38 protein-coding genes and 1 tRNA gene are annotated in these 24,817 nt (G+C 39.2%); 34 read left to right on the top strand and 5 right to left on the bottom strand.

Annotated features, from left to right (window positions below; genetic code table 11):
• Positions 1-65 precede the first annotated feature (65 nt).
• Both ACIQCO_RS01320 and ACIQCO_RS01315 read left to right on the top strand, forming a co-directional pair.
• Positions 66-779 (top strand): cytochrome c biogenesis CcdA family protein, encoded by a 714-nt coding sequence (locus ACIQCO_RS01320; RefSeq protein WP_400424921.1) that lies wholly within the window; start codon positions 66-68, stop codon positions 777-779.
• Between the two features lie 177 nt (positions 780-956).
• Positions 957-1,436, top strand: coding sequence for a CcdC family protein (locus ACIQCO_RS01315; protein WP_400424918.1), 480 nt, complete (start codon positions 957-959; stop codon positions 1,434-1,436).
• A 79-nt stretch (positions 1,437-1,515) separates the two neighbouring features.
• Here ACIQCO_RS01315 and ACIQCO_RS01310 read toward each other — a convergent pair whose 3' ends face one another.
• Entirely contained in the window at positions 1,516-1,977 is a 462-nt protein-coding gene (locus tag ACIQCO_RS01310; RefSeq protein WP_400424915.1) for a DUF2621 domain-containing protein, read from the bottom strand.
• Between the two features lie 277 nt (positions 1,978-2,254).
• Between ACIQCO_RS01310 and ACIQCO_RS01305 the strand changes: the two genes are divergently transcribed.
• The 4 genes from ACIQCO_RS01305 to ACIQCO_RS01290 all read left to right on the top strand — a co-directional run bounded on the left by ACIQCO_RS01305 (position 2,255) and on the right by ACIQCO_RS01290 (position 6,868).
• Positions 2,255-2,351, top strand: a tRNA-Sec gene (locus ACIQCO_RS01305).
• Positions 2,352-2,499: 148 nt separating this feature from the next.
• Positions 2,500-2,778: a hypothetical protein gene (locus ACIQCO_RS01300; protein ID WP_400424913.1), complete on the top strand. Its 279-nt coding sequence runs from the start codon at positions 2,500-2,502 to the stop codon at positions 2,776-2,778.
• Between the two features lie 283 nt (positions 2,779-3,061).
• Entirely contained in the window at positions 3,062-3,223 is a 162-nt protein-coding gene (locus ACIQCO_RS01295) for a site-specific integrase (protein ID WP_400424911.1), read from the top strand.
• Positions 3,224-4,360: 1,137 nt separating this feature from the next.
• Positions 4,361-6,868 (top strand): S8 family serine peptidase, encoded by a 2,508-nt coding sequence (locus ACIQCO_RS01290; RefSeq protein WP_400424908.1) that lies wholly within the window; start codon positions 4,361-4,363, stop codon positions 6,866-6,868.
• A gap of 8 nt (positions 6,869-6,876) precedes the next feature.
• On the opposite strand, the gene ACIQCO_RS01285 is transcribed toward ACIQCO_RS01290, so the two are convergent.
• The 4 genes from ACIQCO_RS01285 to ACIQCO_RS01270 form a co-directional block, all read right to left on the bottom strand.
• A complete protein-coding gene (locus ACIQCO_RS01285) occupies positions 6,877-7,170 on the bottom strand; it encodes a hypothetical protein (protein WP_400424905.1) in 294 nt (97 codons plus the stop codon).
• 726 nt (positions 7,171-7,896) lie between these two features.
• Entirely contained in the window at positions 7,897-9,030 is a 1,134-nt protein-coding gene (locus tag ACIQCO_RS01280; RefSeq protein ID WP_400424903.1) for a tyrosine-type recombinase/integrase, read from the bottom strand.
• A 239-nt stretch (positions 9,031-9,269) separates the two neighbouring features.
• Complete coding sequence (locus ACIQCO_RS01275) at positions 9,270-9,488, bottom strand: helix-turn-helix transcriptional regulator (protein ID WP_400424900.1); 219 nt, start codon at positions 9,486-9,488, stop codon at positions 9,270-9,272.
• A gap of 89 nt (positions 9,489-9,577) precedes the next feature.
• A complete protein-coding gene (locus ACIQCO_RS01270; RefSeq protein ID WP_400424897.1) occupies positions 9,578-9,958 on the bottom strand; it encodes a helix-turn-helix domain-containing protein in 381 nt (126 codons plus the stop codon).
• Positions 9,959-10,191: 233 nt separating this feature from the next.
• On the opposite strand from ACIQCO_RS01270, the gene ACIQCO_RS01265 reads away from it, so the two are divergent.
• The 28 genes from ACIQCO_RS01265 (at position 10,192) to ACIQCO_RS01130 (ending at position 24,816) form a co-directional block, all read left to right on the top strand.
• Entirely contained in the window at positions 10,192-10,380 is a 189-nt protein-coding gene (locus ACIQCO_RS01265; RefSeq protein ID WP_400424894.1) for a helix-turn-helix domain-containing protein, read from the top strand.
• A gap of 37 nt (positions 10,381-10,417) precedes the next feature.
• Positions 10,418-10,624, top strand: a complete 207-nt coding sequence (locus tag ACIQCO_RS01260) for a DUF771 domain-containing protein (RefSeq protein WP_400425896.1) — start codon at positions 10,418-10,420, stop codon at positions 10,622-10,624.
• 6 nt (positions 10,625-10,630) lie between these two features.
• Entirely contained in the window at positions 10,631-11,011 is a 381-nt protein-coding gene (locus tag ACIQCO_RS01255; RefSeq protein WP_400424891.1) for a hypothetical protein, read from the top strand.
• Positions 11,012-11,253: 242 nt separating this feature from the next.
• Positions 11,254-11,565: a hypothetical protein gene (locus ACIQCO_RS01250; RefSeq protein WP_400424889.1), complete on the top strand. Its 312-nt coding sequence runs from the start codon at positions 11,254-11,256 to the stop codon at positions 11,563-11,565.
• Positions 11,565-11,744 carry a hypothetical protein gene (locus tag ACIQCO_RS01245; protein ID WP_400424886.1) on the top strand — a complete coding sequence of 60 codons (180 nt, stop codon included), beginning with the start codon at positions 11,565-11,567 and terminating at the stop codon, positions 11,742-11,744. The genes ACIQCO_RS01250 and ACIQCO_RS01245 overlap by 1 nt, the downstream gene beginning before the upstream one ends.
• Positions 11,745-11,776: 32 nt before the next feature.
• The gene (locus tag ACIQCO_RS01240) at positions 11,777-12,001 is read left to right on the top strand and encodes a hypothetical protein (protein WP_400424883.1); all 225 of its coding nucleotides are present in this window, start codon (positions 11,777-11,779) and stop codon (positions 11,999-12,001) included.
• Between the two features lie 70 nt (positions 12,002-12,071).
• Positions 12,072-12,623, top strand: a complete 552-nt coding sequence (locus ACIQCO_RS01235) for an NUMOD4 motif-containing HNH endonuclease (protein WP_400424880.1) — start codon at positions 12,072-12,074, stop codon at positions 12,621-12,623.
• 10 nt (positions 12,624-12,633) lie between these two features.
• Positions 12,634-12,972, top strand: a complete 339-nt coding sequence (locus ACIQCO_RS01230; RefSeq protein WP_400424877.1) for a hypothetical protein — start codon at positions 12,634-12,636, stop codon at positions 12,970-12,972.
• A gap of 100 nt (positions 12,973-13,072) precedes the next feature.
• Positions 13,073-13,252, top strand: a complete 180-nt coding sequence (locus ACIQCO_RS01225) for a hypothetical protein (RefSeq protein ID WP_400424874.1) — start codon at positions 13,073-13,075, stop codon at positions 13,250-13,252.
• Complete coding sequence (locus ACIQCO_RS01220; protein ID WP_400424871.1) at positions 13,252-13,467, top strand: hypothetical protein; 216 nt, start codon at positions 13,252-13,254, stop codon at positions 13,465-13,467. Before ACIQCO_RS01225 ends, ACIQCO_RS01220 begins: the two co-directional genes overlap by 1 nt.
• Before the next feature lies 1 nt (position 13,468).
• A complete protein-coding gene (locus ACIQCO_RS01215; protein ID WP_400424868.1) occupies positions 13,469-14,029 on the top strand; it encodes a host-nuclease inhibitor Gam family protein in 561 nt (186 codons plus the stop codon).
• A gap of 2 nt (positions 14,030-14,031) precedes the next feature.
• Entirely contained in the window at positions 14,032-14,727 is a 696-nt protein-coding gene (locus tag ACIQCO_RS01210) for a hypothetical protein (RefSeq protein WP_400424865.1), read from the top strand.
• A gap of 5 nt (positions 14,728-14,732) precedes the next feature.
• Positions 14,733-15,404, top strand: a complete 672-nt coding sequence (locus ACIQCO_RS01205; protein ID WP_400424863.1) for an AAA family ATPase — start codon at positions 14,733-14,735, stop codon at positions 15,402-15,404.
• Positions 15,405-15,424: 20 nt separating this feature from the next.
• Complete coding sequence (locus ACIQCO_RS01200; protein ID WP_400424860.1) at positions 15,425-15,901, top strand: DUF669 domain-containing protein; 477 nt, start codon at positions 15,425-15,427, stop codon at positions 15,899-15,901.
• A gap of 73 nt (positions 15,902-15,974) precedes the next feature.
• Positions 15,975-18,350, top strand: coding sequence for a phage/plasmid primase, P4 family (locus tag ACIQCO_RS01195; protein ID WP_400424857.1), 2,376 nt, complete (start codon positions 15,975-15,977; stop codon positions 18,348-18,350).
• 244 nt (positions 18,351-18,594) lie between these two features.
• Positions 18,595-18,828 carry a primase-like DNA-binding domain-containing protein gene (locus ACIQCO_RS01190; protein WP_400424854.1) on the top strand — a complete coding sequence of 78 codons (234 nt, stop codon included), beginning with the start codon at positions 18,595-18,597 and terminating at the stop codon, positions 18,826-18,828.
• Positions 18,816-19,244, top strand: a complete 429-nt coding sequence (locus ACIQCO_RS01185; protein ID WP_400424852.1) for a hypothetical protein — start codon at positions 18,816-18,818, stop codon at positions 19,242-19,244. The genes ACIQCO_RS01190 and ACIQCO_RS01185 overlap by 13 nt, the downstream gene beginning before the upstream one ends.
• A 2-nt stretch (positions 19,245-19,246) precedes the next feature.
• On the top strand, positions 19,247-19,603 hold the full coding sequence (locus ACIQCO_RS01180) for a YopX family protein (protein WP_400424849.1): 357 nt from the start codon (positions 19,247-19,249) through the stop codon (positions 19,601-19,603).
• Positions 19,600-20,139 (top strand): ERCC4 domain-containing protein, encoded by a 540-nt coding sequence (locus ACIQCO_RS01175; protein WP_400424846.1) that lies wholly within the window; start codon positions 19,600-19,602, stop codon positions 20,137-20,139. The genes ACIQCO_RS01180 and ACIQCO_RS01175 overlap by 4 nt, the downstream gene beginning before the upstream one ends.
• On the top strand, positions 20,140-20,259 hold the full coding sequence (locus ACIQCO_RS01170) for a DUF3983 domain-containing protein (RefSeq protein ID WP_400424843.1): 120 nt from the start codon (positions 20,140-20,142) through the stop codon (positions 20,257-20,259).
• Between the two features lie 170 nt (positions 20,260-20,429).
• Positions 20,430-21,953 carry a DNA cytosine methyltransferase gene (locus ACIQCO_RS01165; protein WP_400424840.1) on the top strand — a complete coding sequence of 508 codons (1,524 nt, stop codon included), beginning with the start codon at positions 20,430-20,432 and terminating at the stop codon, positions 21,951-21,953.
• Between the two features lies 1 nt (position 21,954).
• The gene (locus tag ACIQCO_RS01160) at positions 21,955-23,031 is read left to right on the top strand and encodes a hypothetical protein (RefSeq protein ID WP_400424837.1); all 1,077 of its coding nucleotides are present in this window, start codon (positions 21,955-21,957) and stop codon (positions 23,029-23,031) included.
• A 50-nt stretch (positions 23,032-23,081) separates the two neighbouring features.
• On the top strand, positions 23,082-23,285 hold the full coding sequence (locus ACIQCO_RS01155; protein WP_400424834.1) for a hypothetical protein: 204 nt from the start codon (positions 23,082-23,084) through the stop codon (positions 23,283-23,285).
• A 142-nt stretch (positions 23,286-23,427) separates the two neighbouring features.
• Entirely contained in the window at positions 23,428-23,655 is a 228-nt protein-coding gene (locus ACIQCO_RS01150; RefSeq protein WP_400424831.1) for a hypothetical protein, read from the top strand.
• 41 nt (positions 23,656-23,696) lie between these two features.
• Complete coding sequence (locus ACIQCO_RS01145) at positions 23,697-23,864, top strand: hypothetical protein (RefSeq protein WP_400424829.1); 168 nt, start codon at positions 23,697-23,699, stop codon at positions 23,862-23,864.
• Between the two features lie 18 nt (positions 23,865-23,882).
• Positions 23,883-24,095: a hypothetical protein gene (locus ACIQCO_RS01140; RefSeq protein WP_400424826.1), complete on the top strand. Its 213-nt coding sequence runs from the start codon at positions 23,883-23,885 to the stop codon at positions 24,093-24,095.
• A gap of 1 nt (position 24,096) precedes the next feature.
• Positions 24,097-24,348, top strand: a complete 252-nt coding sequence (locus ACIQCO_RS01135; RefSeq protein ID WP_400424823.1) for a hypothetical protein — start codon at positions 24,097-24,099, stop codon at positions 24,346-24,348.
• Positions 24,349-24,492: 144 nt separating this feature from the next.
• Positions 24,493-24,816, top strand: coding sequence for an organic solvent tolerance protein OstA (locus ACIQCO_RS01130; protein ID WP_400424820.1), 324 nt, complete (start codon positions 24,493-24,495; stop codon positions 24,814-24,816).
• Position 24,817: the final 1 nt, after the last annotated feature.

The raw sequence follows: 24,817 nt of genomic DNA, 5'->3' as shown, positions 1-24,817 counted from the left end.
TCATTATCTTTTGCTCAAAAGTTTTGTTAGAATGAAGAGGTATCGACTATAGTGGGAGTGTTAATATGTCTGATGTAAATATATTTCTAGCATTAGGGGCAGGATTTATGAGCTTTATCTCGCCGTGCTGTCTACCCCTTTATCCAGCGTTTCTATCGTACATCACCGGAATGTCTGTCGGCGAACTAAAAAGCGAAAATGCCATGCTACAAAAACGCAGTCTGTTCCATACACTGTTTTTTCTCTTAGGTTTTTCAGTTATCTTTATTGTGATTGGCTTCGGAACTTCCTTTTTTATCGGCCGTTTTTTCGTAGAATATAAAGATTTAATTCGTCAGCTTGGCGGAATTTTCATCGTTTTCTTTGGCCTAATCATTGTGGGAATATTAAACCCGCAATTTATGATGAAAGAAAGACGATTTGAATTTAAAAACCGTCCATCAGGTTATCTAGGCTCTGTCCTTATTGGGATGGCCTTTGCAGCTGGCTGGACGCCTTGTACGGGTCCAATACTGACAATCGTTATCTCGCTTGCGGCATCAAATCCGGGCTCAGGTGTTTTATACATGACGGCCTATTCATTAGGATTCGCCATTCCCTTTTTAATCTTATCGTTCTTTATCGGGCGCATGAAATGGATCCGTACATACAGCGGAACGATAATGAAAATTGGCGGCTATCTTATGATTGTCATGGGGATTGTTCTGTTTTTTGACTGGATGACAAAAATCATTTCGATTTTCTCTGCCATATTTGGTGATTTTAATTCACCGCTTTAATAAAGCGATAAAATCTTAACCATTTCGGATGCTCTAACATGGTCTTTCCTTTTTTTGTATTCGTTACCTCTGCTCATTCAATAGTGGGAACAGAAATACAATCAAAAATTTTTAACAACATCGATGATTTGAGCTATAATGAGTTAGAAAATAATTAGATAAGGGAAGAATGGTCCAATGAACTATGTTGTTGTTTCTTCAATTGGAGCAGTTTTGATGGGCATTTTTGCGATGTTTGTCCGCATGAAAGCTGCAAATAAACCCGCAAGTGTAAAAAAAATTATCTTGCCTCCTGTTTTTATGTCCAGTGGTGCGCTTATGTATATCGTACCGGAATTTAGATTAACTTCGATGGAAATTTTAGAGGCTGTAGTGGTGGGCATGCTTTTTTCAATCTTGCTTGTTAAAACCTCTAAATTTGAGATTCGTGATAAAGAAATTTATTTAAAACGGTCAAAAGCATTTATTTTTATTTTAGTAGGATTGCTAGTTGTCCGCCTTGTCGCCAAAACCATCTTAAGCAGTGAGATTGAATTTGGACAGCTAAGCGGCATGTTCTTCCTGCTTGCTTTCAGTATGATTGTTCCATGGCGTGTGGCGATGTACCGTTCTTATATGAAGCTCTATAGAGAGCTGCATGGGATAAAGATGATATAAATATTTAGACACTGATTCTTTCTAGGTCAGTGTTTTTTATTATCGCGGAAAAATAAAAACCGTCCTGATTTGGGACGGTTTAGAATAAATGCTCGTATGGCGCCACATCAATTCGATTTTCAAACAGCTTTTTGCGGAGAAATTTATGATCCCTTTTAGGCGTTGCTTGGATATAGCCACGAATCACAAGCTCTTCCGTAATTTGCGGAGCATTTTCACTTAGGGCAAGCTCGCCGATTTTCCCCGCAATTTTATGCCGGGCAACATCGCGGAATAATTCAGGAACAGGGCTGACCAAATCTTCAAGCAAAGCCTTCTCGGTGGGACCCCATAAGTGACGCGATTCCTTCACATAATGCTCTTCCCAATCCATCACTGACTTGCCATCTTCTTTCGGCATTTTCTTCAAAAACTTTCGGAACATAAAAAATCCGCCAATGGCGAAGGAACCAACTAAAAAAACAACCCAAAATAAGATAAACCACAAAAACCAACCATGGAGCTGCTGCATATTATTCACCTTCAAAATACTATTTTTCATCTTATTATAGTCTGATTTCAGGAAAAATGACAAGCAAACGTCACAATTTGAAACAAGAATAGCGATTAGTTAGAATGATATCCATTGATATTGGCTGGATAGGCAAATATTAAAGCGTGCAAAGGTTGTCGAAAAAGTGACAAAACAGCCTATTCTATTGATTAATACTATATTCCATTGTATTATGGGTACAAATGATAGGGAAGCGAGACTGGATAGGCCTTTTGCGAAAAGGCAGTTGAATAAAAGTCCAAACACCTTGAAAAATAACATCTATGGGGCTGAATGGGGTACTGGTGTCCTCCACAGTCTTCAAAACTGCTTGAGACCTGCGTGCCAGGTCTGGTGGGTTCGATTCCCACGCAGTCCCGCCAAAAAGATTGATATATCAATGTTTTAAATGTTTGGATAAATTTGGTTAGAAGAATTGTTTTACACTAAGACTGTGTAGGGTAATATCAAACAGACTGAGGAGCCTCTTTTGCTATGTTGGGAACCCAATGAAGCAAAAGAGGCTTTTTTATGGCAAAACAAAGCAAAAGAAAAGGAAAAAGCACTGTTGGTAACCGACTATTTATCGAAGAGGAAAAGACTCAAATGGATTACAGAAAGACACTTGGGGGTATGTTTGAAACTTTTTTCCGTGCTAAAGGACTAGAGGGCTTGCGACCACGGACATTAAAAGAACACCGAGTAACTATTAAATATTTTTTATCCTTTTTAGAGAAAAAGTATCCGGATATTAAATATGTAGATGAAGTAACGACAGAAAACATTCGAGAGATTATGTGTATAATATGAGTAAAGAAAAAAAACTTTGGGATGATCATCCCAAAGAATCCTGTCAATTCAAACAGATAAAAAAGGGTTATCGCCCTTTACTGTAAATATTAGATTAAGAACTTTGAAATGTTTTTTTAAAATTTCTCTATGAGGAAGGATATATAAAAAGAAATCCAACTGAAAGAGTCAAGTTAATGAAAACAGAGAGGATACTATTCAAGCATTCTCCTAACAACAAATTATTGAATTGTTGAATCAGCCCAATCAACGGACTTATGCTGGTTTTTGAGATTATGCGTTAATGTTGTTATTTTTAGATACCGGCATGAGATGTAATGAAGCTTTAGGATTGAGAAAAAAAGACTTTGATTATGAACAAAAAATTATTAAAGTTCCAGCACCATTAGCAAAAAACCACACGCAAGAATTCTACCTTTATCCCAAAAAACCGCGAAGGCTTTAAATACATTATTAAAAGAAAACAGCATATTTAAAGAAGTGATTTTATCTTTTTATCAAACTATGGTGGTGAAATAGACCCCAGTTGGGTGAGAGCTAGAATAAAAGAATAGGGGGTAAAAGCAAATATTACAAATGTTCGAGTTTCTCCCCATACATTTCGCCATACTTTTGCAAAATTTTATATATTATCGGAGGGGATGCATTTACGTTGCAACGTATCCTAGATCACTCGACAATGAATATGGTACGAAAATACGTTCACTAACAATAAATCTCTTAATCAATTTGTCTCACGGCACAACTCGTAAAAAGTCCTGCTTTTCTGTGACCGGAAAATAGGACTTTTTTATTATAAATCATTATTTCTATCAATTACTATTTTCTTATTTTTGGGTGCTTGACAGGATAATACAAAAATTTCAAATATTCAGTAATATAATTGATTTTGGTGGAAATCACCGAAAAGTTTGGCAGGTAAATTTTTTTTTTTTTTTTTTTTTTGCCAAATAAAGGGAGAGGGTAATATATCAATATTATCCAAGGAAGGAGGAGGAGAATATACCAAGATTAACCAAGGGAAAATGCGATGAGTTGTTGCAACAAGTACGAAACGATAAAAGCAAAAAATGAAGGTAGTGTTTGATACAAATATTTACATATACGCTTTTCTTAGTGGCAGAGAAGATATATATAGTTTATTTAATGAGCAAGTGTAAGGCCCAGAGCGCCACGGCAATCTCAAAATCTCAAGGGGATATTGAAGTTCCGCGCGGAGGTTGTCTTTATAGAAGCCGAAGGTCACGCAGTGAAAAATCTCGTTCTTCGGACTTTTTGCAAGGTTATCAAAACGCTTCTCTTAAAAGAGGCAAATGGGAGGTAATTACTATAAAAGAACATGTACTTGAGCTTCACGTATTGCGGGAATGCACTTATAAAAAGGTTGAATAACTTTTTTCAGCCATGAAGGAAGGTGGTTTTGGAGACGTGTGGTTGGAGCGGACGAGGTTAAAAACCGTTCCACGAAAATGAGGCGTTTTACTTCGCCGGACAGGTGCTCCCATCTTTGACGTTGGTGGAGGCACGCTTTAGCGCTATAGCGGCGCGACAATTTCAAAATCTAAATTGGGGGGTTTTAAAAATGGAAACAAAGCATCAACCAAGTCGGCAAAATGGCATTGTGACAAAGTGGCAACAAAGCAAGGGGGTGAAATTTTTCCTATCGCCTATTGTTTGCTTGTCCTTACTGGCCGTTTCCGGTTCTCCGGCCAGCGCACTTTCGTGGACGTACCCGGGAGACCCCGGCTTTGTCGCCAAGAATCCAGGGGAAATGGCAGCCGCTAAAGCCAGTTGGGAAACGCCGGAATATGGTTATTATTTCGGCTATGATCCTTTTACTCCTGGCACAGTGATCAATTCCTCATGGCAGCTCGCCGCGGTAAACGCGTCCACTGCTTACGCCCTGGGGTATTTCGGTCAGGGCGTCACGCTGGGCATGATGGACTCGGGCCACAGGGCTACACACGAAGAATTTCAGACGGGGCTGATCGATTCGGTGAGAGCGGAGGGTGTCTACGGCACGTCTGGCTTCGGGTATCGCAGCGCAACTCCTGCGAACCCGTTTACTGCGGGCGAGTGGTTCACTGTGGCCAGTGATCTGGCGAAAACAAGTGACTACTCGCACGGGACCGGTATGCTTGGGATTATCTCCGGCATCCGCGATGGTAAAGGCATGCACGGCATCGCCTTTGGATCGAAGATATATGCTGCCAAGACCGGCGGTTCCGATAGCCAGTCCCACGGTCCCTTCCACGATTACGTGTACTGGTATACAGCCAATAAGGCCATGGTCGACGCAGGCGCCAAGGTCATCAACAGCAGTTGGGGCTCTTATGTCCAGACTCTTGACAGAACTCGCTATGACGGTTTAGGAAACGATCTTGGAGTCAACGGCAACCTGGCCAACGCTTATCAAGTGATTGGCAAAGACAGCGCCAACGCCACGGCAATGAGGACTATCCTCCCCAACGAGTACCTGAAGGATCTGGAGTACCAGTATTTCTTATTCAAGAAAAGCTATTCTGAAGACGGTATTCAATATAATCCGAACCACCCCGGACGTTCCTTTATGGAGGCCACCTGGGACGCCATCAAGGACAGCGGTACCGTCAACGTAAGGTCGGCCGGCAACAACGACTGGAACAACCCGTTTTTTCGCCCAGCGTATCCCCTCTTCAATCCCTTGGCGGAAAATCAGTGGGTAGCAGTCGGCGGGGTGCAACCGCCCACTGCGACCAATCCTGAATACACAAAGCAGTACGGATTTAACGAGGCGGGGCTCGCCAAATGGTTTACCGTGTCTACCCCTTCAAACAGCGTTCGGACCACGAGCAGCAGTGGTGATACTAGCTATTCAAACTCTAGCGGCACGTCGCCGGCAACGCCCGTTGCGACAGCAGTGATGGGGGTTCTGCTCTCCCGCTATCTGGACATGGACGCCATGCAGGTGCGCGAGCTGATGTTCACCACGGCGAACAACAAAATGTCCGACGGCGTAAGATTCCTCGGCACCGGGCAAACCTCCCCCACCGGAGCATCCATCGCCTGGACCGCTCCCGATGGTCTTCCGGACGACCGCTGGGGCTGGGGGATTCCCGATCTGGCCAAGGGCATGTACGGTCCCGGCCAGTTCCTGAGCCCCATGACCTACAACATGAATAAAGCGCCCATGGACATCTGGTCGAACGACATCAGCCAGATCGCGATCAAGGAAAGGGAACGCGAAGATCTGGAATGGCTTTCGGGCTACAAGGAGCAAGGCATTGCCTACGCCGGTGAATTCAGTCCCAACGTGCTGAACCCGGATGGCACGCTTAACGAACAGGCCTTCATGGTTCAGGGCATTTTGGGTGATCCTTACATCCAAGCAATCACTAACGGCCATCCCGAGTTGTACGACAAGATCACCTATGAGGACGCCGTCAAGTGGCGCAAAGAATGGATGGATGCGCGCGCGGCCTCCATTCAGAACAAAATCGACAACAACATCTACACGGCTTCTCTGACCAAGCAGGGCCCTGGTACGCTGATCATGTCGGGCCACAACACCTACGAGGGCGTCACGACGGTTGAAGGCGGTAAGCTTTCGATTACCGGCGGGCACACTAGCTCGATCGACGTCCAGGGCGGTACTCTCGGCGGCAGCGGCAGCGTGGCCGGCAGCATCGACGTCGACAGCGGCGTGTTGGAGCCCGGTCTCGCTCCGAAGGAAGCCGCGGCGCTCTTCACCGACGCCCCCGGCAAAGTCCTGAACGTCGGCGGGGATGTGCGCATCGGCCGCAAAGGTCGCCTCGCCGTGACCGTCAAGAGCGATAGCGACTATACGAGCGTAGAGGCTGATGGGGACCTGGTGCTGGAAGATGGAGAACTAGTCCTGGATGTGCAAGGAGCCTTGACCCAGGGCACCGTACTGACCATCATGAAGGGCGGATCGGTCACAGGCAGATTCCACCAGATGCCCGAAAATCGCGCGTGGCAGACAGGGGGCTACCTGTTCAGGGTGTCTTATCAGAACAATAGCGTGACGCTTACCGTCATGCATGCGGTGCCGCCTACGAAGGCGCCCGGGCAAAACCAGAAAAAGAACTAGGAAATCCTTCAAGGACGCATACGCTTGAAGAACTCAATCAGGGCTGCCTGTTCAACCTTCTGGTCGCCGGCAAGGACCCACAGCGGTCCATGCCGGAGGGTAGAGGTGATGAACAGGCGGCCCTGATCTTTATCAACATCCTGGAAGAACATCAACTCTTCATCTGAACCATCATTCAGCGGAGAGCTGTCCATGCCATCGTCAACCGCAGCCAGAGCTCTCAGGAAAATCGTAATCGGGACAGTGCACTTGCGGTTGAATTTCAGGATGATGTAATCCTTCTTGCGAGGCTCAAATTCCATCAGGGATAGGGATAAAAAGTGATAAGAACTTGCTTTCTGTGAGCCAGTTATAGGCCAAAATGGGAAACGTTTTTATTTTTTGATTTAATTATAACTATTCGCCGAATTAGCTTCGGTTATTGAGGAAGGTTAGTTTGCCGCGACAGTTTCAAGTCGAGGTGAGGCTGGCGAGATCATTACAGCGGCTTTGTATGACGTAGCAGCAGTTAGTGTTATTAATTAAACATAAATTATTATAATACCAATCTCGATTGTATGTATTTAAGAAACCACGATTATTACCGGTATTACCATTGATAATATTCCTCAAATCATGCCTTTATAAATTAAATTGTGGGAGATTAAATTGTGGGAGATTAAATGGCTAAATTAGACCTAAAGAAGAATTAACTTTGTAAAAGGTTTGCCCGCCGGGGCTTTGGTGCCATGCTTGGTGCCCAATTTTTTAAAATTACAAATCACATGAAAACATTAGAAAGCGAAAAAGCTTGATTTATCAATACTTAAGGATACATAGAGATACTAGAAAAACAGATGACAGCAAACTTCAAAACTGCTTGAGACCTGCGTGCCAGGTCTGGTGGGTTCGATTCCCACGCAGTCCCGCCAAAGTATCCTATACAATGCAAATAATGTCCGCCAAACCTAGTTACATCAACGGTTTGGCGATTTTTTATTTTTTCGAGAATCCTAAACAAAACGACAGTTTTAGAATTTTTTTTGCATTTATTTTGCACTGAATAGATCTGCCATTGTTTCATCAACGATTCGTGTTTCCACTTGCTCCAGCTCATCCATAATGTGCGAATAAGTTTGTAATGTGGTGACGATATCTTTATGTCCTAGTCGTCGGGAGACGTATTTAATATTAACTTTCTTGTAAAGAAAAGTGGACGCGTGTGTGTGACGAAGGCCATGACAGGTTATTTCAGTTGCTCCGATATTTTTACAAAGGTTTTTTAAAGTCTTATTTACAGCATTATTTGATACCAATTCCATTTTGTCGTTAACAAAAACAAGGTTCTTATTGTTTCTTAACCCTGTTTGTATGGCTATTTTAGTTTGTTGGGTACGCAGATCCTTAAGGATATCAGTCATATCTTCATCAATTGTAATGGTCCGCATTGATGCATAGTTTTTGGTATCACTAAAATCATTTTTATATTTTAAATCCCATGTTTTATTGATCGTTACAGTTTGGTTTTTAAAATCAATACCATCCCAGGTCATGCCTAAAATTTCAGAAAAACGTGCACCGGTAGCAATTCCAAATAAAATGATATATCGGGAGATGTACCTTAGTTTCAAATTCTTTTGGGTCTCGGCTACTAATCGTTTCAATTCTCCATAGTTAAGGTATTTTAAATCCTCTGCTTTTTCCTTTTTTTGCCCTTTTACTTTTACTTTATAGGTGGGACTTTTAGATATTACTCCATCTTCTCTCGCATCAGCTAGGCATTGTTTGATATATAAATGCCGTTTGCGTAAAGTTTCGTGAGCGTACTTTGGAGCAAGTTCATTAATAAACCTTTGATACATATCCCTGGTTAAATCCTTCATCCTGACACCTGGAAAATGCTCTTCCACAAGTTTGACTGATCTCTCGATATCTTCACCGTGTTTGGGACTGTGCTTACCCTTTTTATAAATTTCATACCAGCTGCGTATATATTCTGCAAACAACCTGTCACCCGATGTAATGTCATGACCTACATGTAATTTCTTTTCTAATTCAGCCGCTGCTATCTCAGCTTCCTTCTTAGTCCTAAAGCCCCCTTGAGTCTTAGTCTTATATTTATCGCCATCTTTATAAGAAACGCGGTAACGCCAGCCATTTTTAAGCTTCTGGATGCTTGCCATGTTAGACCTCCATATATTTGTCAAAAATTTTCTACTTTAATTATAGAACATTAGTTCCCATTCGTGCTATACTCAAATTATAAATTATTCCATTCGTGTCGAAATTTGTAGAACGAAAGTGTAAAGAACTATGACATTTGTCACACATTACCCTTAAATATCGTGTTAGAATTGTCAAAGAAGTTAACATCAATGATGACTCTTGGTCGTGAGTAGACAATAATTGTCCACCCTATAGCCTACTCTTTGACCTTTACTATTTCGTAAAGGTCTTCCATTTCACAATCTAACACTGTCGCAATGTTAATAGCCGTTTCATAAGACATGACAGTTTGATCATTAACATATCTTGATATGGTCTGCTCTGTTTTATTTACAAGAATCGCTAAATCAACTTGTGACATTCGTTTTCTGCGCAAATGGTTAAGGAGTAGGCACTTACCGACTTTGTAAGTCACCCATACCACCCTTTAGGAGCTGAAGAAATTGCACAAAGAAGTTATAGACATCTCCGAAATTATTTTAATTTTGCAGAACAAAAATAAACCTACTGGTCAATCGATCGTAAAGACCGAACATAAGCCATAATTCCTTTTAATTCGTTATCGGATAGTTCTTTTTCATCCATTCTTATATCATATTTTTCGTTTAATTCTTCGTTTGTTAAATGTTCAAGGTCATAAATAAATTGCTTATTCTTCTCCGTCATTAAAGATTCCAGGTTAACTTCATTCCTTCCTTTAAAAAAGAAACCTGGATCAACCTTATAAAAATCTGCGGCATTTAAAATGAGATCTATGCTAGGTTGTTTTTTATTATTTTCTACCTTTGATAAAAAAGCCGGACTTATGCCTAAAGCCGCAGCTACATCTTTTTGATCCATACCTCGTTGTAGTCTAATTTTTTTAAAATTTCTACCGAAATCCACATATCACACCACCTTCATTTTTAATTTACTACACAAAAAAAATCCATACAATACGGGTTAAATTAACCTATAGGTAAAGTATTTCCGTAAAAACATAAAATAATCATAAAAAACATTTGACTAATTGGAAATTAAGTAATAATATTAACCCATAGGTTAATTCAATGACGGATTTACAAGGTTATTTTTTTACAAAATGATTAACCTATAGGGTAATTGAGGAGGTGAGATTTTTGGAAAAAAATTTTAGTTTGCCGCCTGTTTTAACAGCTGAGGACATCCAAAGATACTTAAACGTTAGTAAAAGCAAAGCTTACGACCTATTTAAAGTAAAAGGATTTCCTACCATCATCATCGGCGGCAACAAACGGGTTAACAAAGATGACTTTTTAAACTGGTTAGATAATCAAAAAATTTCATAAGGAGAGGAGAAGGTTGGCAAATAAAATTTGGTGGACGATGAAGGATCTAGAACAGGCCACAGGATACTCAGATGACTGGCTCAAAGATAAAATTCTTCTCCGGCCAGCTTATAAAAAAATTCTCGACTTAGAAAATGGCGGCTTTGTTTATTACCCAGAGCGCCGTGGGGAAAAATGGCTATTCATTGCTTCACGAATGCAGGAATTTTTGGAAAAGTATTTTATGCAAATATTTGGGAGGTAATAGAAGATGAACGATTACATTTTAAAAGCAAGTCGTTTAATCGGTGAAATTCAACAATTAGCAGTATTGGTTCATTTGCAAACTGAAATGGGATGTGAAATTAGATTTTCCAGTCATGTTGCACAAGTCACTTTTCATATGGCTCCAACTAAAGAAATATTCAAGAACCGTTACCATGATGTATCTCCAGAAGAATTAATTCACTCTGAATTCTATATCGATGTAACAGAATATCGAAATAACGATGAATTAAAGAAACAAAAAACATTAACAAAGCTTTTAAAAATTAAACGATTACTGATCAATTCTCTAAAAGAAAAAGGTATTGATTATGGGAAATTAGATTACACGATTGAAACCGTTGAGTATAAGCGTTATGTAATTTAATTACTGCTGGATCATTGAGGTGGAAACCTCAATCTTTTTTACCCAAACGGCGAAAATTGACGGATATCGAACACACTAACAAAATTTCTGCCGAATATCAAAGGACAAAATTATTTTTTTTGCACTATATTGCGAAAAATGTTGTCGAGTTTACTAGATTGCTGATAAACACCGTCAAAATAGTGAAAACTAGCAATCATTTAATCTATAAATGCAGTAGAAAATTGGAGGGAAAAAACGAAATGGAAAAAGTTGTGTTGTTAAAACAGGAAGCCATTGCATTGGAAAGTGCGCTTGAAATGAATGGTCTGGATAAAGCTAATGTGGTTCACTGGCATGCTCAAAACTTATGGGATGGCAATAGGGCGCCTTTAAATGATTTGGATTTAGATACTGTCTGCAAAGCATTGTATGTGGGCTATGAGATTGAAGAGGGACCGGAAGAAAAAATCAAAGCTGTATATGATGCAAACAACCATCTTCCTAGTTTGCAGTTTGGAATTAGATATACTTTAAAAACTCTGAACGTCCAAATCAAAGGAATCAATTGCTAATGCTAGAAAGTTGGAAATCAAGCCTTCCACATCTTTCTTACGCTGATCTGCATGCACTAGCAAAAGATGCCGAGTGCAGAATTGGCTCTCATGTAGCTGGTGGAAATCCCATTGACGAATATGTTCAAAGGCAGCAGGCATTGCTTGAATTGATCCAGGATGAACTTTTAAGGAGGTGATGGAAATTAAATGGCATGAGTCTCACACCGGGATGTTTGGAATATGGAGCGATGTATCTCACAAATTTGTATTCGGAATACAAGAGCCTAGCAAAACAAAGGCTTGGAACGCTCTTCGAAATAAAATTGGTGAAAATTCAAGAAAATGGAGATTTAGAGCAAAGCCCATTCGTAAAAGGGATGCTGAAATGTTCAAGCAAGGGTTAATCATTAATCCACAATTTGAAGGAGGTGATCAATGTGAAAATCTCAAATAAAAAGTGGTTGTCGATGTCAGTCCAGGAACGATTAATTGCAATTTATTTAGCTTCAAAAGGGGTGAAATAAATGTCGATTGGTAAAGTAACCACTTGGAAAGATATTGTTGGGTACGAAGGATTGTATCAAGTTAGTAATCAAGGTGATGTGAAAGGGTTAGATAGAAAAGGTGTTGATGGACGCGATTTAAAAGGGAAGGTATTAAAACCAAAAATGAACACTTGTGGATATCTTCAAGTTAATTTATGCAAAAACAGAATAAAAAAATTTCTGTATGTTCATCGACTTGTTGCTAAAGCATTTTTAAATAATCCAAATGGTTTTAGTCAGGTAAATCACATCGACGGAGTAAAAACAAATAACAATCTTGAAAACCTAGAATGGGTTTCTCCTACAACAAATTTAAAACATGCCTTTTCTATCGGTCTTAAAAGTAACTCAGGAGAATCACACTCTCAATCCAAGCTAACAGAAAAAGATGTTATTGATATATACAAACGAGCACATAGTGGAGAATCTCAAAGAGTGATAGCAGGCAATTATGGAATAGTACAGCAAGCCGTCTCCGATATTAAATTACAAAAAAGTTGGTCATATCTTACAAAAACAATAGCAATTTAGGAGGTGGATTATGATAGGTCAAGTTCATGTCTGGTATATGACACCCGAAGAATTAGCCGAGTATGTAAAAAAACATCCAATCATTCCAACTGGAAAGCCGCCAGTGGCAAAGTTTAGTACCGATACTATTGATTATAAATCCGCTGGTGAACGGAAAAAGGAAGCGTTCAAAGGTAAGAAAGTCATGGATGGTGTTAATAAAGACAAACTTCATAAACTCTTTATCAAAGGTGAAACGCTAGATGAAATTGCGGCAGTATTCAATGTTAACCCATCTACTTTAAATAATTTTATCAAGCAGCAACGTGATAAAGATCCGGAAAAGTGGCCGTATCGTGCAAAAAAATAAGACCCATCGGCCAGGATGAGTCTTTCGTAAAGGTGATTCATATATCAACCTAATTACATTATATGCGAATCACCTCAAAAATAAAACGGGGGAATAAAACATGCCGTACTTTGATTCGAAAGATCGCACGGTTTTCAGTCCACAGTGTGATAAGTTGGAGCCTTTTTATAAAGTACTTGAGCAATACCATAAAGCAATTGGTGGCAGTGATCTATTCGAAGATTTAGTAGAAACCTATGAATATCTTGATTTTGTTCTTAGGGAGAAGGAGGAAAAGTAATGCCGGCTAGTGCAAGAAATACCGAAATTGCTAGTCTATTAGAATCCTTTTTAGATAGCAATGAAGATAATTTGCCACCAGTAATGTTTAAAGAGTTGGATGATTTGGCTGAGGAAATTGATTCCTTAGTAAAAGATAAGGATGAAGAAATTAGTGATTTAAAAGCAGATAAAGAGGATTTAGAAAAACAAATAAATGAATTGGAGGAAAATTAAAATGAACTCTTTACAGCAAATCGAACTAATGGAAGTTGAAGAAATTCAGGCATTGGAATTAACTCAGGAATTTAAGTTTGAAATCACTGATTTAGGTAGTCTTACTTGGGCATTTCGTAGGTTGGCAGCTTTAAAGGCAAAAGAGAAAGAAATCAAGCAATTGGCTGATGTTGAGCGTGACCGGATTGGCCGCTGGGAACAAACAGAACTAAATCCTATCACAAATAGTATTAGTTTCTTTGAATCTCATATTCAGCTTTTCCATTCACAACAACTTGCTTCTGATCCGAAAGCTAAAACAATCAGCACACCTTATGGTAAATCAAAATCCCGGACAACTAAGGAAACACCGGATAAAGCAAATGAAGCAGAAATCCTTCAGCATGTTATCGAAAATGGCATGGATGATTACATCAAGAACAGTCTTAAGTGGGCCGATTTTAAAAAGGCAGTAAAGATTGTGGAATTAGCAGGCGAAAAAGTTGTAGTCGATGAAAATGGACAACTTGTTCCTGGTATGACTGTTAAGCCGGAATCAATCTCCTATTCTGTGGAGGTATAACAATGGATTGGTACGAAAATGATTTTTACGATGAACCAAGTGAATTTGACGCTCAAGTGGAAGAATTCAAAGAAAATTTAATGAAATCCGTTAAAAAAGATTTTGTTTCTGAAATGAATCGATTAAGACAAGAAAACAAAGAACTTCAAGATATTAAAACTAACTTTGAAGCAGTTAAACGGGATTTTGAAAATAAAAAGAGACAGCTAGAAAGTGAATATCAAACTTTAAAAAGCAATGTCCGTAGGGAACGGTTAAGCCAGTTAATGAAGGATTTTGAAGTAGAGCTTTATTCTGTAGCTTCAACAAGCAAATCAAAACCAAAATGCGATAAATGTGATAAAAAGCGAAGAATTTATTTTAAAACACCATCCGGTAAAGAAACTTACGAGATGTGCGAGTGCAACGATAGAATTGCGGTTTATGAGCCTATTCCAACTATCCTTAATTCTTTCAGCATTGGAAACGGTGAAGGTTTTGCCTGGTATAAAGTTAAGATTGATGGATCTGATGAATGGCTTTCTTACTACGAAGACAGTATTTCAGGTAAGGAATTAATTACTTCTGAAGTTCAGTTCGAAAGTGTTGGATACGCTTATCGGGTGTTGTTCAAAGACAAAGAAATCGCTCAAAAGTATTGTGATTATAAAAATAAGCAAGAAATTGAAATTCGAACAAAAAGTTTAAAGAAGGGGTGAACTAATTGGAAATAACAAACGGTGCTCAAATCACCAAAAGTAAAAAAGCAAAAATCATCATTTATTCAAAGCCTGGTGATGGGAAAACAACAGTAGCAGGCAAGCTCCCGGGCAAAACATTGGTATTAGATATTGACGGTACCAGCCAAGTGCTAGAAGGGTATGCCAATGTCGATGTAGCGAAAATCAATTCGGTGGATCCACACGATAGCATTCTAAAATTCTATGCTTTTGCAAAAGCAAATATCACAAAATATGACAATGTCTTCGTGGACAACCTTACACACTATCAAAAGTTGTGGCTAATGAACAAAGGTGAGAATACTAAAAGCGGTATGCCTGAATTAAAAGATTATGCCTTGTTCGACAATCACATTTTAAAGGTGGTTGAAACATTCAATGGGTTAGATGCCAATGTCATTTACACCGCGTGGGAAACTACACGCAGCATAACCCATGATGATGGCCAACAGTATAACCAATTCATTCCGGATATTCGAGATAAGATTGTCAATCACGTTATGGGCATCGTTCATGTTGTTGCTCGATTGGTCAGAAAAGCAGACGGTACCCGAGGTTTTATCCTGGAAGGGAATCAAAGTATTTTCGCTAAAAATCACTTAGATCAGCGTAAAGGCTGCGTGCAAGAAGAATTATTAGTGTCACCTACAAACTAAATCACTGGGGGAATTAAACAATGTCATTCTTTAAATTTGATGAAGAAAATGCAAGCACTGGATTTGAATTAGTAGCAGAAGGAAAATATGAAGCGGTAATCGTAAATGCTGAGGCTGGTTTAACACAAGCTAAAAAGCCTAAATTATCAGTAGACTTTGAGATTCGCAGTGACGTGCCGCAAAATCATCAGGGTGCTAAAGTTCTATACAACACATTCACATTTGAACATGAGGTTTCTGTTCGGATCGTCAACTCATTATTAAAAGCTAGCGGCTTTGCAAACAATCATTCATTCAGTTCTGCCGATGATATGGCTAAGCAGCTGATCAATAAAAATTTGAAAATTACCGTGAAGCATGAAGAATATGACAAAGTGGTCGATGGTGTAAAACAAAAACGTACAGCTGCAAAAGCGAAATATTACGATTTGTCGGATGTAAATCCAATTATGTCTGCTGGTGGAATAACAATCGGCGATGATGATTTACCATTCTAAAATAACTTAATAGAGAGGTTGGTTTTTGCCGGCTTCTCTTTTTTATACCTTAAAAACGTAATCGGAGGGCGCAATGAAAGAAAATCCATACAATTTTAACGATATCCCCGCAGAATTAAAAGCCCTGCCGCAATGGATTTTGTGGAAAAGTGAGAAGCGAAATGGCAAGCCAACAAAAGTACCTTATCAAGCAAACGGAGAAATGGCCCAGGCTAATAACCGGCGCACATGGAGCACCTTTGCAACGGCGGTTAAGTTTTATCTCCAGGGCGATTATGACGGAATCGGATTTGTCTTTAGCCGGCAAGATAATTACATCGGGGTTGATATTGATAAGTGTGTTGTGGACGGAAAGACGAACACATTTTCAACAGAAATAATCGACACTCTGGATAGTTACACAGAATTTTCTCCATCTGGTAAAGGAATCCACATCATCATCAAAGGTGGTCTTCCACAAGGTGTTATAGGAACGGGCCGTAAAAACACAAAGCATGGATTAGAAATTTATTCATATGGTCGTTACTTCACTTTCACCGGAAACAGAGAAAATTCGAATGAAATTTACGATCGGACGGACGAGCTGGCAGAAGTATTTGAACAATATTTCGATGACAGCGATATTCAAGGCCGCATCAATTTAGCCGAATTTGAAAAAGATGAAATTAAAATTTCGAATGACGTGTTATGGGACCGAATATTCCGTTCTAAAAACGGTGATGAAATACGCTCTCTTTTCAACGGTACCTTAATCAATGGGGACCATTCTGCTAGCGATTTAGCCTTATGTAACCACCTAGCATTCTGGACCGGTAAATCAGCAACTAGAATGGACACCATGTTCCGTGAATCAAACCTCATGCGCGATAAATGGGACGTTATTCATTTCAGAGACACGAATGAAACATACGGTGAAAGAACAATAGCAACTGCCATTTCTTCTACTTCTACAACGATATTGGACAACAAGGAACAATTCGCTGAATTCTCTTTTGACTTCCACAATGTTGATGATGAGGTTGTGGAAGAAAAGCCGAAAAAGAAATTCAGATTAACCGAACTTGGAAATGCTGAACGGATCGCATATGAATATGGCCATGTAATCCAATATGTTAGCGACATGGGTTGGTTAATATGGGACGGTAAGCGATGGAAGATAGACACCAAGAAAGAAATTGAGCGAATTACGGCAAAAGTGCTTCGCAGTCTCTATAAGTCAGAAGATGAAGCAGAAACAAAATGGGCCCGGATGTGTGAGCGTAGAAATATCCGGATGAATAGCATTAAGGACCTCATGCCGCTGGTACCAGGTGAACGTGAAGACTTTGACCGGCATAAATATTTGTTTAACGTCGAAAATGGCATCATTGATTTAAAAACCGGTAAGCTACAGCCGCATGATCGAGAGCTCAGCCTTACAAAAATCACAAACATTACATTCGACGATAAAGCGAAATGCCCCGAATGGTTAAGTTTCTTGGATCAAATATTTCAAGGGGACAAAGAACTTGTCGAATACATGCAGCGATTAATTGGCTATTCTCTCACTGGAGAAATCACAGAGCAAATAATGGTTTTCCTCATCGGTGGGGGGTCTAATGGTAAATCGACATTTATTAACACTATCAAAGATATAATGGGCGAATATGGTAAACAAGCAAAATCAGATACTTTCATCAAGAAGAAAGAAACTGGGGCCAACAATGATATTGCTAGATTAGTAGGCGCCCGCTTTGTATCTGCTATTGAAAGTGAAGATGGGGAGCAGTTATCAGAAGCGTTTGTTAAGCAGATAACAGGTGGAGAACCGGTGCTGGCCCGTTTCCTTCGCCAAGAATATTTCGAGTTCACTCCGGAATTTAAAGTGTTCTTTACCACCAATCATAAGCCGGTAATCAAAGGTGTAGACGAGGGTATATGGCGCCGGATCCGTTTGATTCCATTCAACCTTCAGCTGCCAAAAGAAAAACGTGATAAAAAGCTTCCTGAAAAATTGTCTCTCGAAATGCCTGGTATTTTGAATTGGGCTATAGAAGGTTGCTTAAAGTGGCAGCAGTCGGGACTTAATGATCCAGCAACAGTTATGAAAGCAACTGGCGATTATAAAGAGGAGATGGATATTCTCGGGCCATTTTTATTCGAGTGTTGTTTCGTAAATGGCTCGCAAAAAATTGAGGCGAAAGAACTTTATGAAGTGTATTCGAATTGGTGCTTTAAAAATGGTGAATTTTCATTAAAAAATAGAGCATTTTACAGAGCTCTAGAAACAAAAGGATATAAACGTGACCGTGGGAACTATAACAAGTTTTGGATTTACGGTATCACACTGAAAGAAAGAGCAAATGTTACTTTTCAGCTATCAAATGATACCGAAAAAGGCGAAATGTTACCGAATAATGACCAAAATTCGAGCTTTTTTTCAAAAAGTAACACATTTAAAATTACTTAAAAGTCAGTAGTATCAATGGCTTAAGTTACCTTTTATATTATTTTTGTTATTTTTGTTACTAATAAATACTAAAAACAAAAAAATATATATATACAAATATTCTATTAGGAGCGTCTTTAGTAAATCAGAGTAACAAAAGTAATATAACATTTAAAACCATTGGGACTGTAAGGTCAATCGCGATTTTAAAAAGTAACAAATCACTATTTCTTGTTATTTTTTAGTAACAAATTCGGTAACAGAGGTGACAAGGTTGGAAAAATTCATTCAAGAAAATATAGAACGAGATATTAAGAGTTTTGAAATGTCGGATGATTTATATAAACGATATTTGATATTTTGCCAGACGTATAATTTAAAGCCTCTCGGCAAAAAGGGATTTGCTTCCCGGTTAAGCAAAGAGCGGATTGGAGCTTGGTATAAGTCAAAAGGTAAATATGGTAGATGGGGAGTGAAACTACTACCATGCAAGTATTAATGATCCTAAGCCAAATTTGGAAATCAGGTGCAAATATATATCTTGATAGTAAAGATGATCGGATAGCGATTGATAATCAAAAAATGATTCCCGTGGAAGTTATGCAAGCTGCTGAACAAAATTTCCAAGCGATTGATGATTGGTTTAAGTCCTGGAAAGGTGCCAGTAATGAAAAAGTCACTCTAATGAAAATGATTCATCACACTTGTGGGTGGCAGCCAAATGAAAAATTAGAAAATTGGTTATGCACTGATGTGAAATCTTTAGATTTGTTCTATGACTGGATGGTCGTTCTTGCTGAGAATGGCTGGAAGGATATCTATGAGGATTACCGACAATACGAAAATGAAAAATCTAATAAAATGGCGCATGAATTATACATCCGTGCTGTTACATATGCCAAGAAAGGAGCATGAAAATGAGAGAGATAAAATTCCGAGCATGGGAAAAAAATCTGAAAGAAATTATTCCAGTACATGAAATAAATTTTGAAAACAGAATGATAAATACAAAATCTGTTTGGCGGCTTTTTGATGAAATTGAATTAATGCAATACACCGGTCTTAAGAACAAGAACGGCAAGGAGATTTATGAAGGTGATATTGTAAAATACAAACCAATGTTTGGGAATGGTAATTATATAACAGCAGTTGTTGAATATAGTGAGCATGCCGAATGGTGTTTAGGGTGGCAGCCTTTGCATGGAGTAGTTCATAAATGCGAAGTTATCGGCAACATTTACGAAAATCCAGATTTGCTGGAGGGAGTTGGATGATCTCCTATCATTACTCAGACATAGAATTAAACAAAATTCTTAAAACATTAACAATCGTAATAGATACAAGGGAACAAGTTAATGGTCATATCCTAGATTATTTACGCCAAAAGGATATTGCGGTAAAAATTCAAAAATTGGACACCGGTGATTATGGCTGCATGATTCCGAAAAATGAAGAATTAGGAATTGCTCGAGATATCTTTTTGAATAGCCGGGTGGAACGTAAAGCGCACATGGATGAAATCACAGGTAACCTTCAAAAGGACACGCAAACGGCTTTTGAAAATGAATTGATCCGCTCGAAGGAAATTCCATTCACATTGATTGTGGAGGACCTACACGGATATGAAAAAATGCTCAAAGGTAAATATCGTTCCAAATACAACCCTTTAGCATTACTAGGAAGGCTTAACACATTCAAAGCAAAATACAACTTTGAAATCGTTTATCTTGACCAAAAATATACCGGCAATTGGATATATCACCATTTTTATTACCAGGCGAAACATTATCTTAGGTCGGGGGCTTTTTAAATGGTTAATAAACGAAAGCAGAAAAGAAGGCTTAGAAAAGCCATTGATGAACGGAAAAAGGATAGGCTGGAACGGGCTTGGCGAAATATTTTTGTGAAAGCCGGGGTTTTAAACGATTAAACCGTTTTGTCATGTTTTGTCATTGTCGTTTTCTGTTGATTCAGCAGAGTTCGATTTCTACAGCATTTAACAATTTTTTTGTTAGACAGCAAACGACTTTGACAGCATTCTAGCATGACGGCAAATGACAAAAAATATTAGTCGATTTTTAATTTTAAGGAGGGCGAATAGTGCAGCTAGATTTGTTTCGAGAAATCATAGTGGATAACTTTGCGGGCGGGGGTGGAGCAAGTACTGGTATTGAGATGGCAACCGGCTTAAGTGTTGATATTGCTATTAATCACGACCCTGCTGCCATTGCCATGCACAAGGCTAATCATCCTGACACGGAGCATTATTGCGAGAGCGTGTGGGATGTGGACCCGGTTAAAGCGGTCAAAGGGCGTAAAGTGGGGCTTGCTTGGTTTAGTCCAGATTGTAAGCATTTTTCGAAGGCCAAAGGTTCAAAGCCAGTAGAAAAAAGTATCAGGGGTTTAGCCTGGGTTGCAGTCCGGTGGGCATCAAAAGTTAAACCACGTGTAATCATGCTTGAGAATGTCGAAGAGTTTCAAACATGGGGTCCGCTAATTGCTCAAAGAGATAAAACAGGCAGGATATTAAAGATTGACGGTACTATTGCCGCAAAAGGAGAGGTTGTTCCTTTCAATGAACAAGTCTTTGTTCCCAATCCTAACAAAAAGGGAAGGACATTCGAGCAGTTTATTAATGCTCTAAAGAAACTTGGTTATCAAGTTGAATTTAAGGAATTGAAGGCTTGTAATTACGGTGCCCCAACCATCCGAAAAAGGTTTTTCATGGTTGCTAGATGCGATGGAAAACCGATTGAGTGGCCAAAGCCGACTCACGGTGATCCGCAAAGTTTAGAGGTCAAAGCTGGCCGATTAAAACCATGGCGCACAGCTTCGGAAATCATTGATTGGGATATTGGCACTCCCTCTATTTTTGAAAGAAAAAAGCCTTTATCAGATAACACATTAAGGCGTATCGCTCGAGGGATTCAAAAGTTTGTGATTGAGAATCCATCACCTTTTATTGTTCGCATAGGTCAAACTGGATTTGGTGGAGATAAGCTATCCTATCCACTCAATAAACCATTAACAACGATTACTACAAAAGCCGAGCACTGCCTAGTAAATCCAGTCCTTATCCAAATGGGCTACGGCGACCCAGAGGGTAAGAGAGTCTTAGATTTAGATAAACCACTGGGGACCATTACTGCAGGTGGAAATAAGTTTGGGCTTGCGACAGCTTATATTATGCAAAATTATAGCGCATCTATTGGGCAAAGTTTAGAAGAGCCTTTATGGTCCACAACAGCCGTTAATAAAGCGAACTTGGTTACAGCATTTCTAACAAAATATTATGGTGCTGATATCGGTCAATCATTGAACGAGCCACTCCATACGGTCACGACCAAAGACAGATTCGGGCTAATCACCATTAAAGGCAACGAATTTCAAATAGTCGATATCGGTATGAGGATGCTAAAACCTCATGAACTGTTCGCAGCTCAAGGGTTTCCTTCAAACTACATTATCGATAAAGATGATAACGGCACCTATTACTCACAAGCAAAGCAAGTGGCCAGATGCGGAAATGCCGTGCCTCCACCATTTGCCGAGTCATTGGTAAGAGCTAACTTACCAGAATTTTGCGTTAAGCATAATCGGTATAAGCCAGCGATGGTGATGTAAGATGCAAAACCACATAATCTTCTTTTCTGGTGGCAAGAGTAGTTTCTCGGCAGCCGATTATGTAAAAACTCATTTTCCAGATGACAATATCGTCCTATATTTCACTGACACACAATGGGAAAACGATGATCTGTATCGGTTTATCTACCAAGCATCGGACCGATTGGAGTTACCAATGCTCACTCACAGCTTAGGGTTAAATCCTTTGGAGTTAATGTTTGAAAAGAAGTTGGTCTTTAACAGCATGATCGGTGACTGCTCCAAAATTTTAAAAATGAAAGTATCTCGAGATTATTTAAAAAAAGGTGTCGTTCCACCCATTGAAAAATGGAGGAATAAGAAGTACTTGAAATCCGAGAGCTTCACCGAAAATGCCATCCTGTACTTTGGTATCGGCTTTGAGGAAATGCACCGAGAAGGAGCCATACGGAAGAACTGGAAACCATTCCATGTGGAAATGCCGTTGATTGACAACATCATAGATAACGATGAAATTCTAAGAAAATACAGTCTTAGACAGCCTATCCTTTATGACCTTGGATTTTCTCACAACAATTGCAATGCCAGGTGTGTTAAAGCCGGGCAAGGGCATTATAAGAATCTTCTTGAGAAAATGCCTGATGTATTTAACGAGATCATGATTCAAGAACATTACATCAAGCTATACGTTTCGGCTTATCGATACATTACGGATACCAAACTTCCAGAAGAAGATATTATCCCTGAGCATGTTCGGGAAGTGATGTTGGAAGAACTAGACGACGCTTACAGAGATTTCTTTTATGGCAGAGCCAAAAAGCCTAAGTTATTCATTCACCCGGCGATGAGTGCAGCACCGAGATATGCAGAAATCAAACAGTACGCTTTTATGAAAAAATCAGTCGACGGCGAGACAAAGCCCTATCCAATCCGAAATTTAAAATACGACATCGAAGGGCATCCGTTTGATAAAGAAAAGGAAGTTCAAAAGCAAATGGACATCTTTGAATTTATTAGCAGCAAGCCCGAGGTAGATTCACTGGATATCGGCGGATGTGGTTGTTTCTTCGATTACGGAGAGTCTTGTGAATTAGATTAATCTATCAAACTCTAGGGGAATTAGCCTATTTAATCTAAGGAGTTGTTCATGTGGATGATATCGATTATGCAGCACTTACTGAAAAACTGGGGAATGTGACTCTCCAAAATAAGCAGCTAAAACAGGCTAATCTGAACATGAAAAGAGAAGTGAAACAGCTCCGCAGGCTTGTTAAAAAGCTGAAAGATGAGGCTGCAAAGAATCGGAAACCTCATTATAAAAATGGCAAACGCGGATCTATGTTTAATGGGTAGGTGAGAAAAAAGTGGAAGTAATTTATGCACACCCTTGGTGGACAACTATTTGGATCATCATAATTTTCGGATTTTTGAGCGAAATGGGTCGGAAAAAGTAAGTCACAATCGACACAAAAGATGACGTAAAGGAGAGGTTTTGATGAATCAATTAAAGGTTTGTTTACACAAAAAGAACGCTCATACACTTGAAAGAAATGAACATGGTAAATGGTTGCTAGATGGAAAAATTATTACTCAAGAAAAGGCTATTGGTGAACTTGTGGAAGCTGTTCAGGACTTAGGGTACTGGTGCCAAGTTGCTAAAGATGTTTTGCCTAAAGAAGATTTTAACATGGTGCAAGAAGCATACGAATATCACGAAGATTAATGTCAACTTCCGATTAAAAGATGAAGGAGTTGAGGATTTAGATGGACATATTGTCCCAGTGGAAAAGGAAACTTGAAGCAGCAAGGGAATTCGGGTTGTACTTTGATTATCGAGCTGTTGAGGAATTATTAAATTTGGTCGAACAGCTTAAACATGATAATGATGTTTTAGCGAAGCACAAATACTTTGATGCTGACGATCAGCATTAACTAAAAAGGTGTGATGGTATGGGAATCTTATATGATTCTGTTAAAAAAGTAGACCTTCACCGGGAAATGAAACGTAACATGGTTATTGAAAAAATATTGGAATTAGGTGTCAAAGAATACCAAGGTATATCCATTTATGATTTATCTTATGCTGAATTGAAAACAGTTTGGGTATTAGCAGAAATGCGTCAGGTGGATATCCATCACCCCGACCATAAATGGTTTAGATGATATGTGTGGATTTGACAGTTTAAAAGAAAGAATCATCATCTTGCCTGACGCAAAGATGGATTATACACCTAAACAAATCGAGAAATTTATCAAACTGTGGAATGAAGGTGTAGCTATCGGTGATATAGCCGAAAAATTTTGGGTCAACAATTATGAAATTGCACTATTGGTGATGCACTGTGAATTAGAAGGTTGGATTAATCCGAGGGAAGGCGGGCTAAATGGCTCTCTTGCTCGTAAGAAAAGGAAATAGGTAAATGAATCGATATAACCTTATCATTCGACATGATTCAACATCATTCCGCCTTTCCGAAGGGGTAAGGCGCTAAATGTTTTAAAACTTCTAAAAAGCGCCTTTATGAGCGTCTAATAAACTATTAAAAAAGGAGCAATTAAAATGGCAAAAGTACAACTTAATCAAAAAGAACAACATTACGCAGATACACGTGAGCAAGCTGAGGAAATTGTTTTAGATGCTAAAGATAATGATAATCTTCAAATGCACAAAATCACAGAGAAACATAACAAAAAGGGTCGGTATTACTTAATTGATTTAACTTATTCCTATCAAACTCCTATAGAAGTAATGGAGAGCCGTCCACAAGATGATAAAGCACCAGATGGACAAATGAGCATTGATGATCATGAAGGCATTGAGTATTCTGTGGATGAAAATGGAACTGTATCGGTACCAGAAGGCCAGTTACAGAGGGTGAAATAAA

The organism is Neobacillus sp. NPDC093127, from assembly GCF_044754175.1.
Classification (GTDB): domain Bacteria; phylum Bacillota; class Bacilli; order Bacillales; family Cytobacillaceae; genus Neobacillus.
Note: the sequence above shows the minus strand (reverse complement) of the source record. Positions and strands in the feature narration are given on the sequence as shown.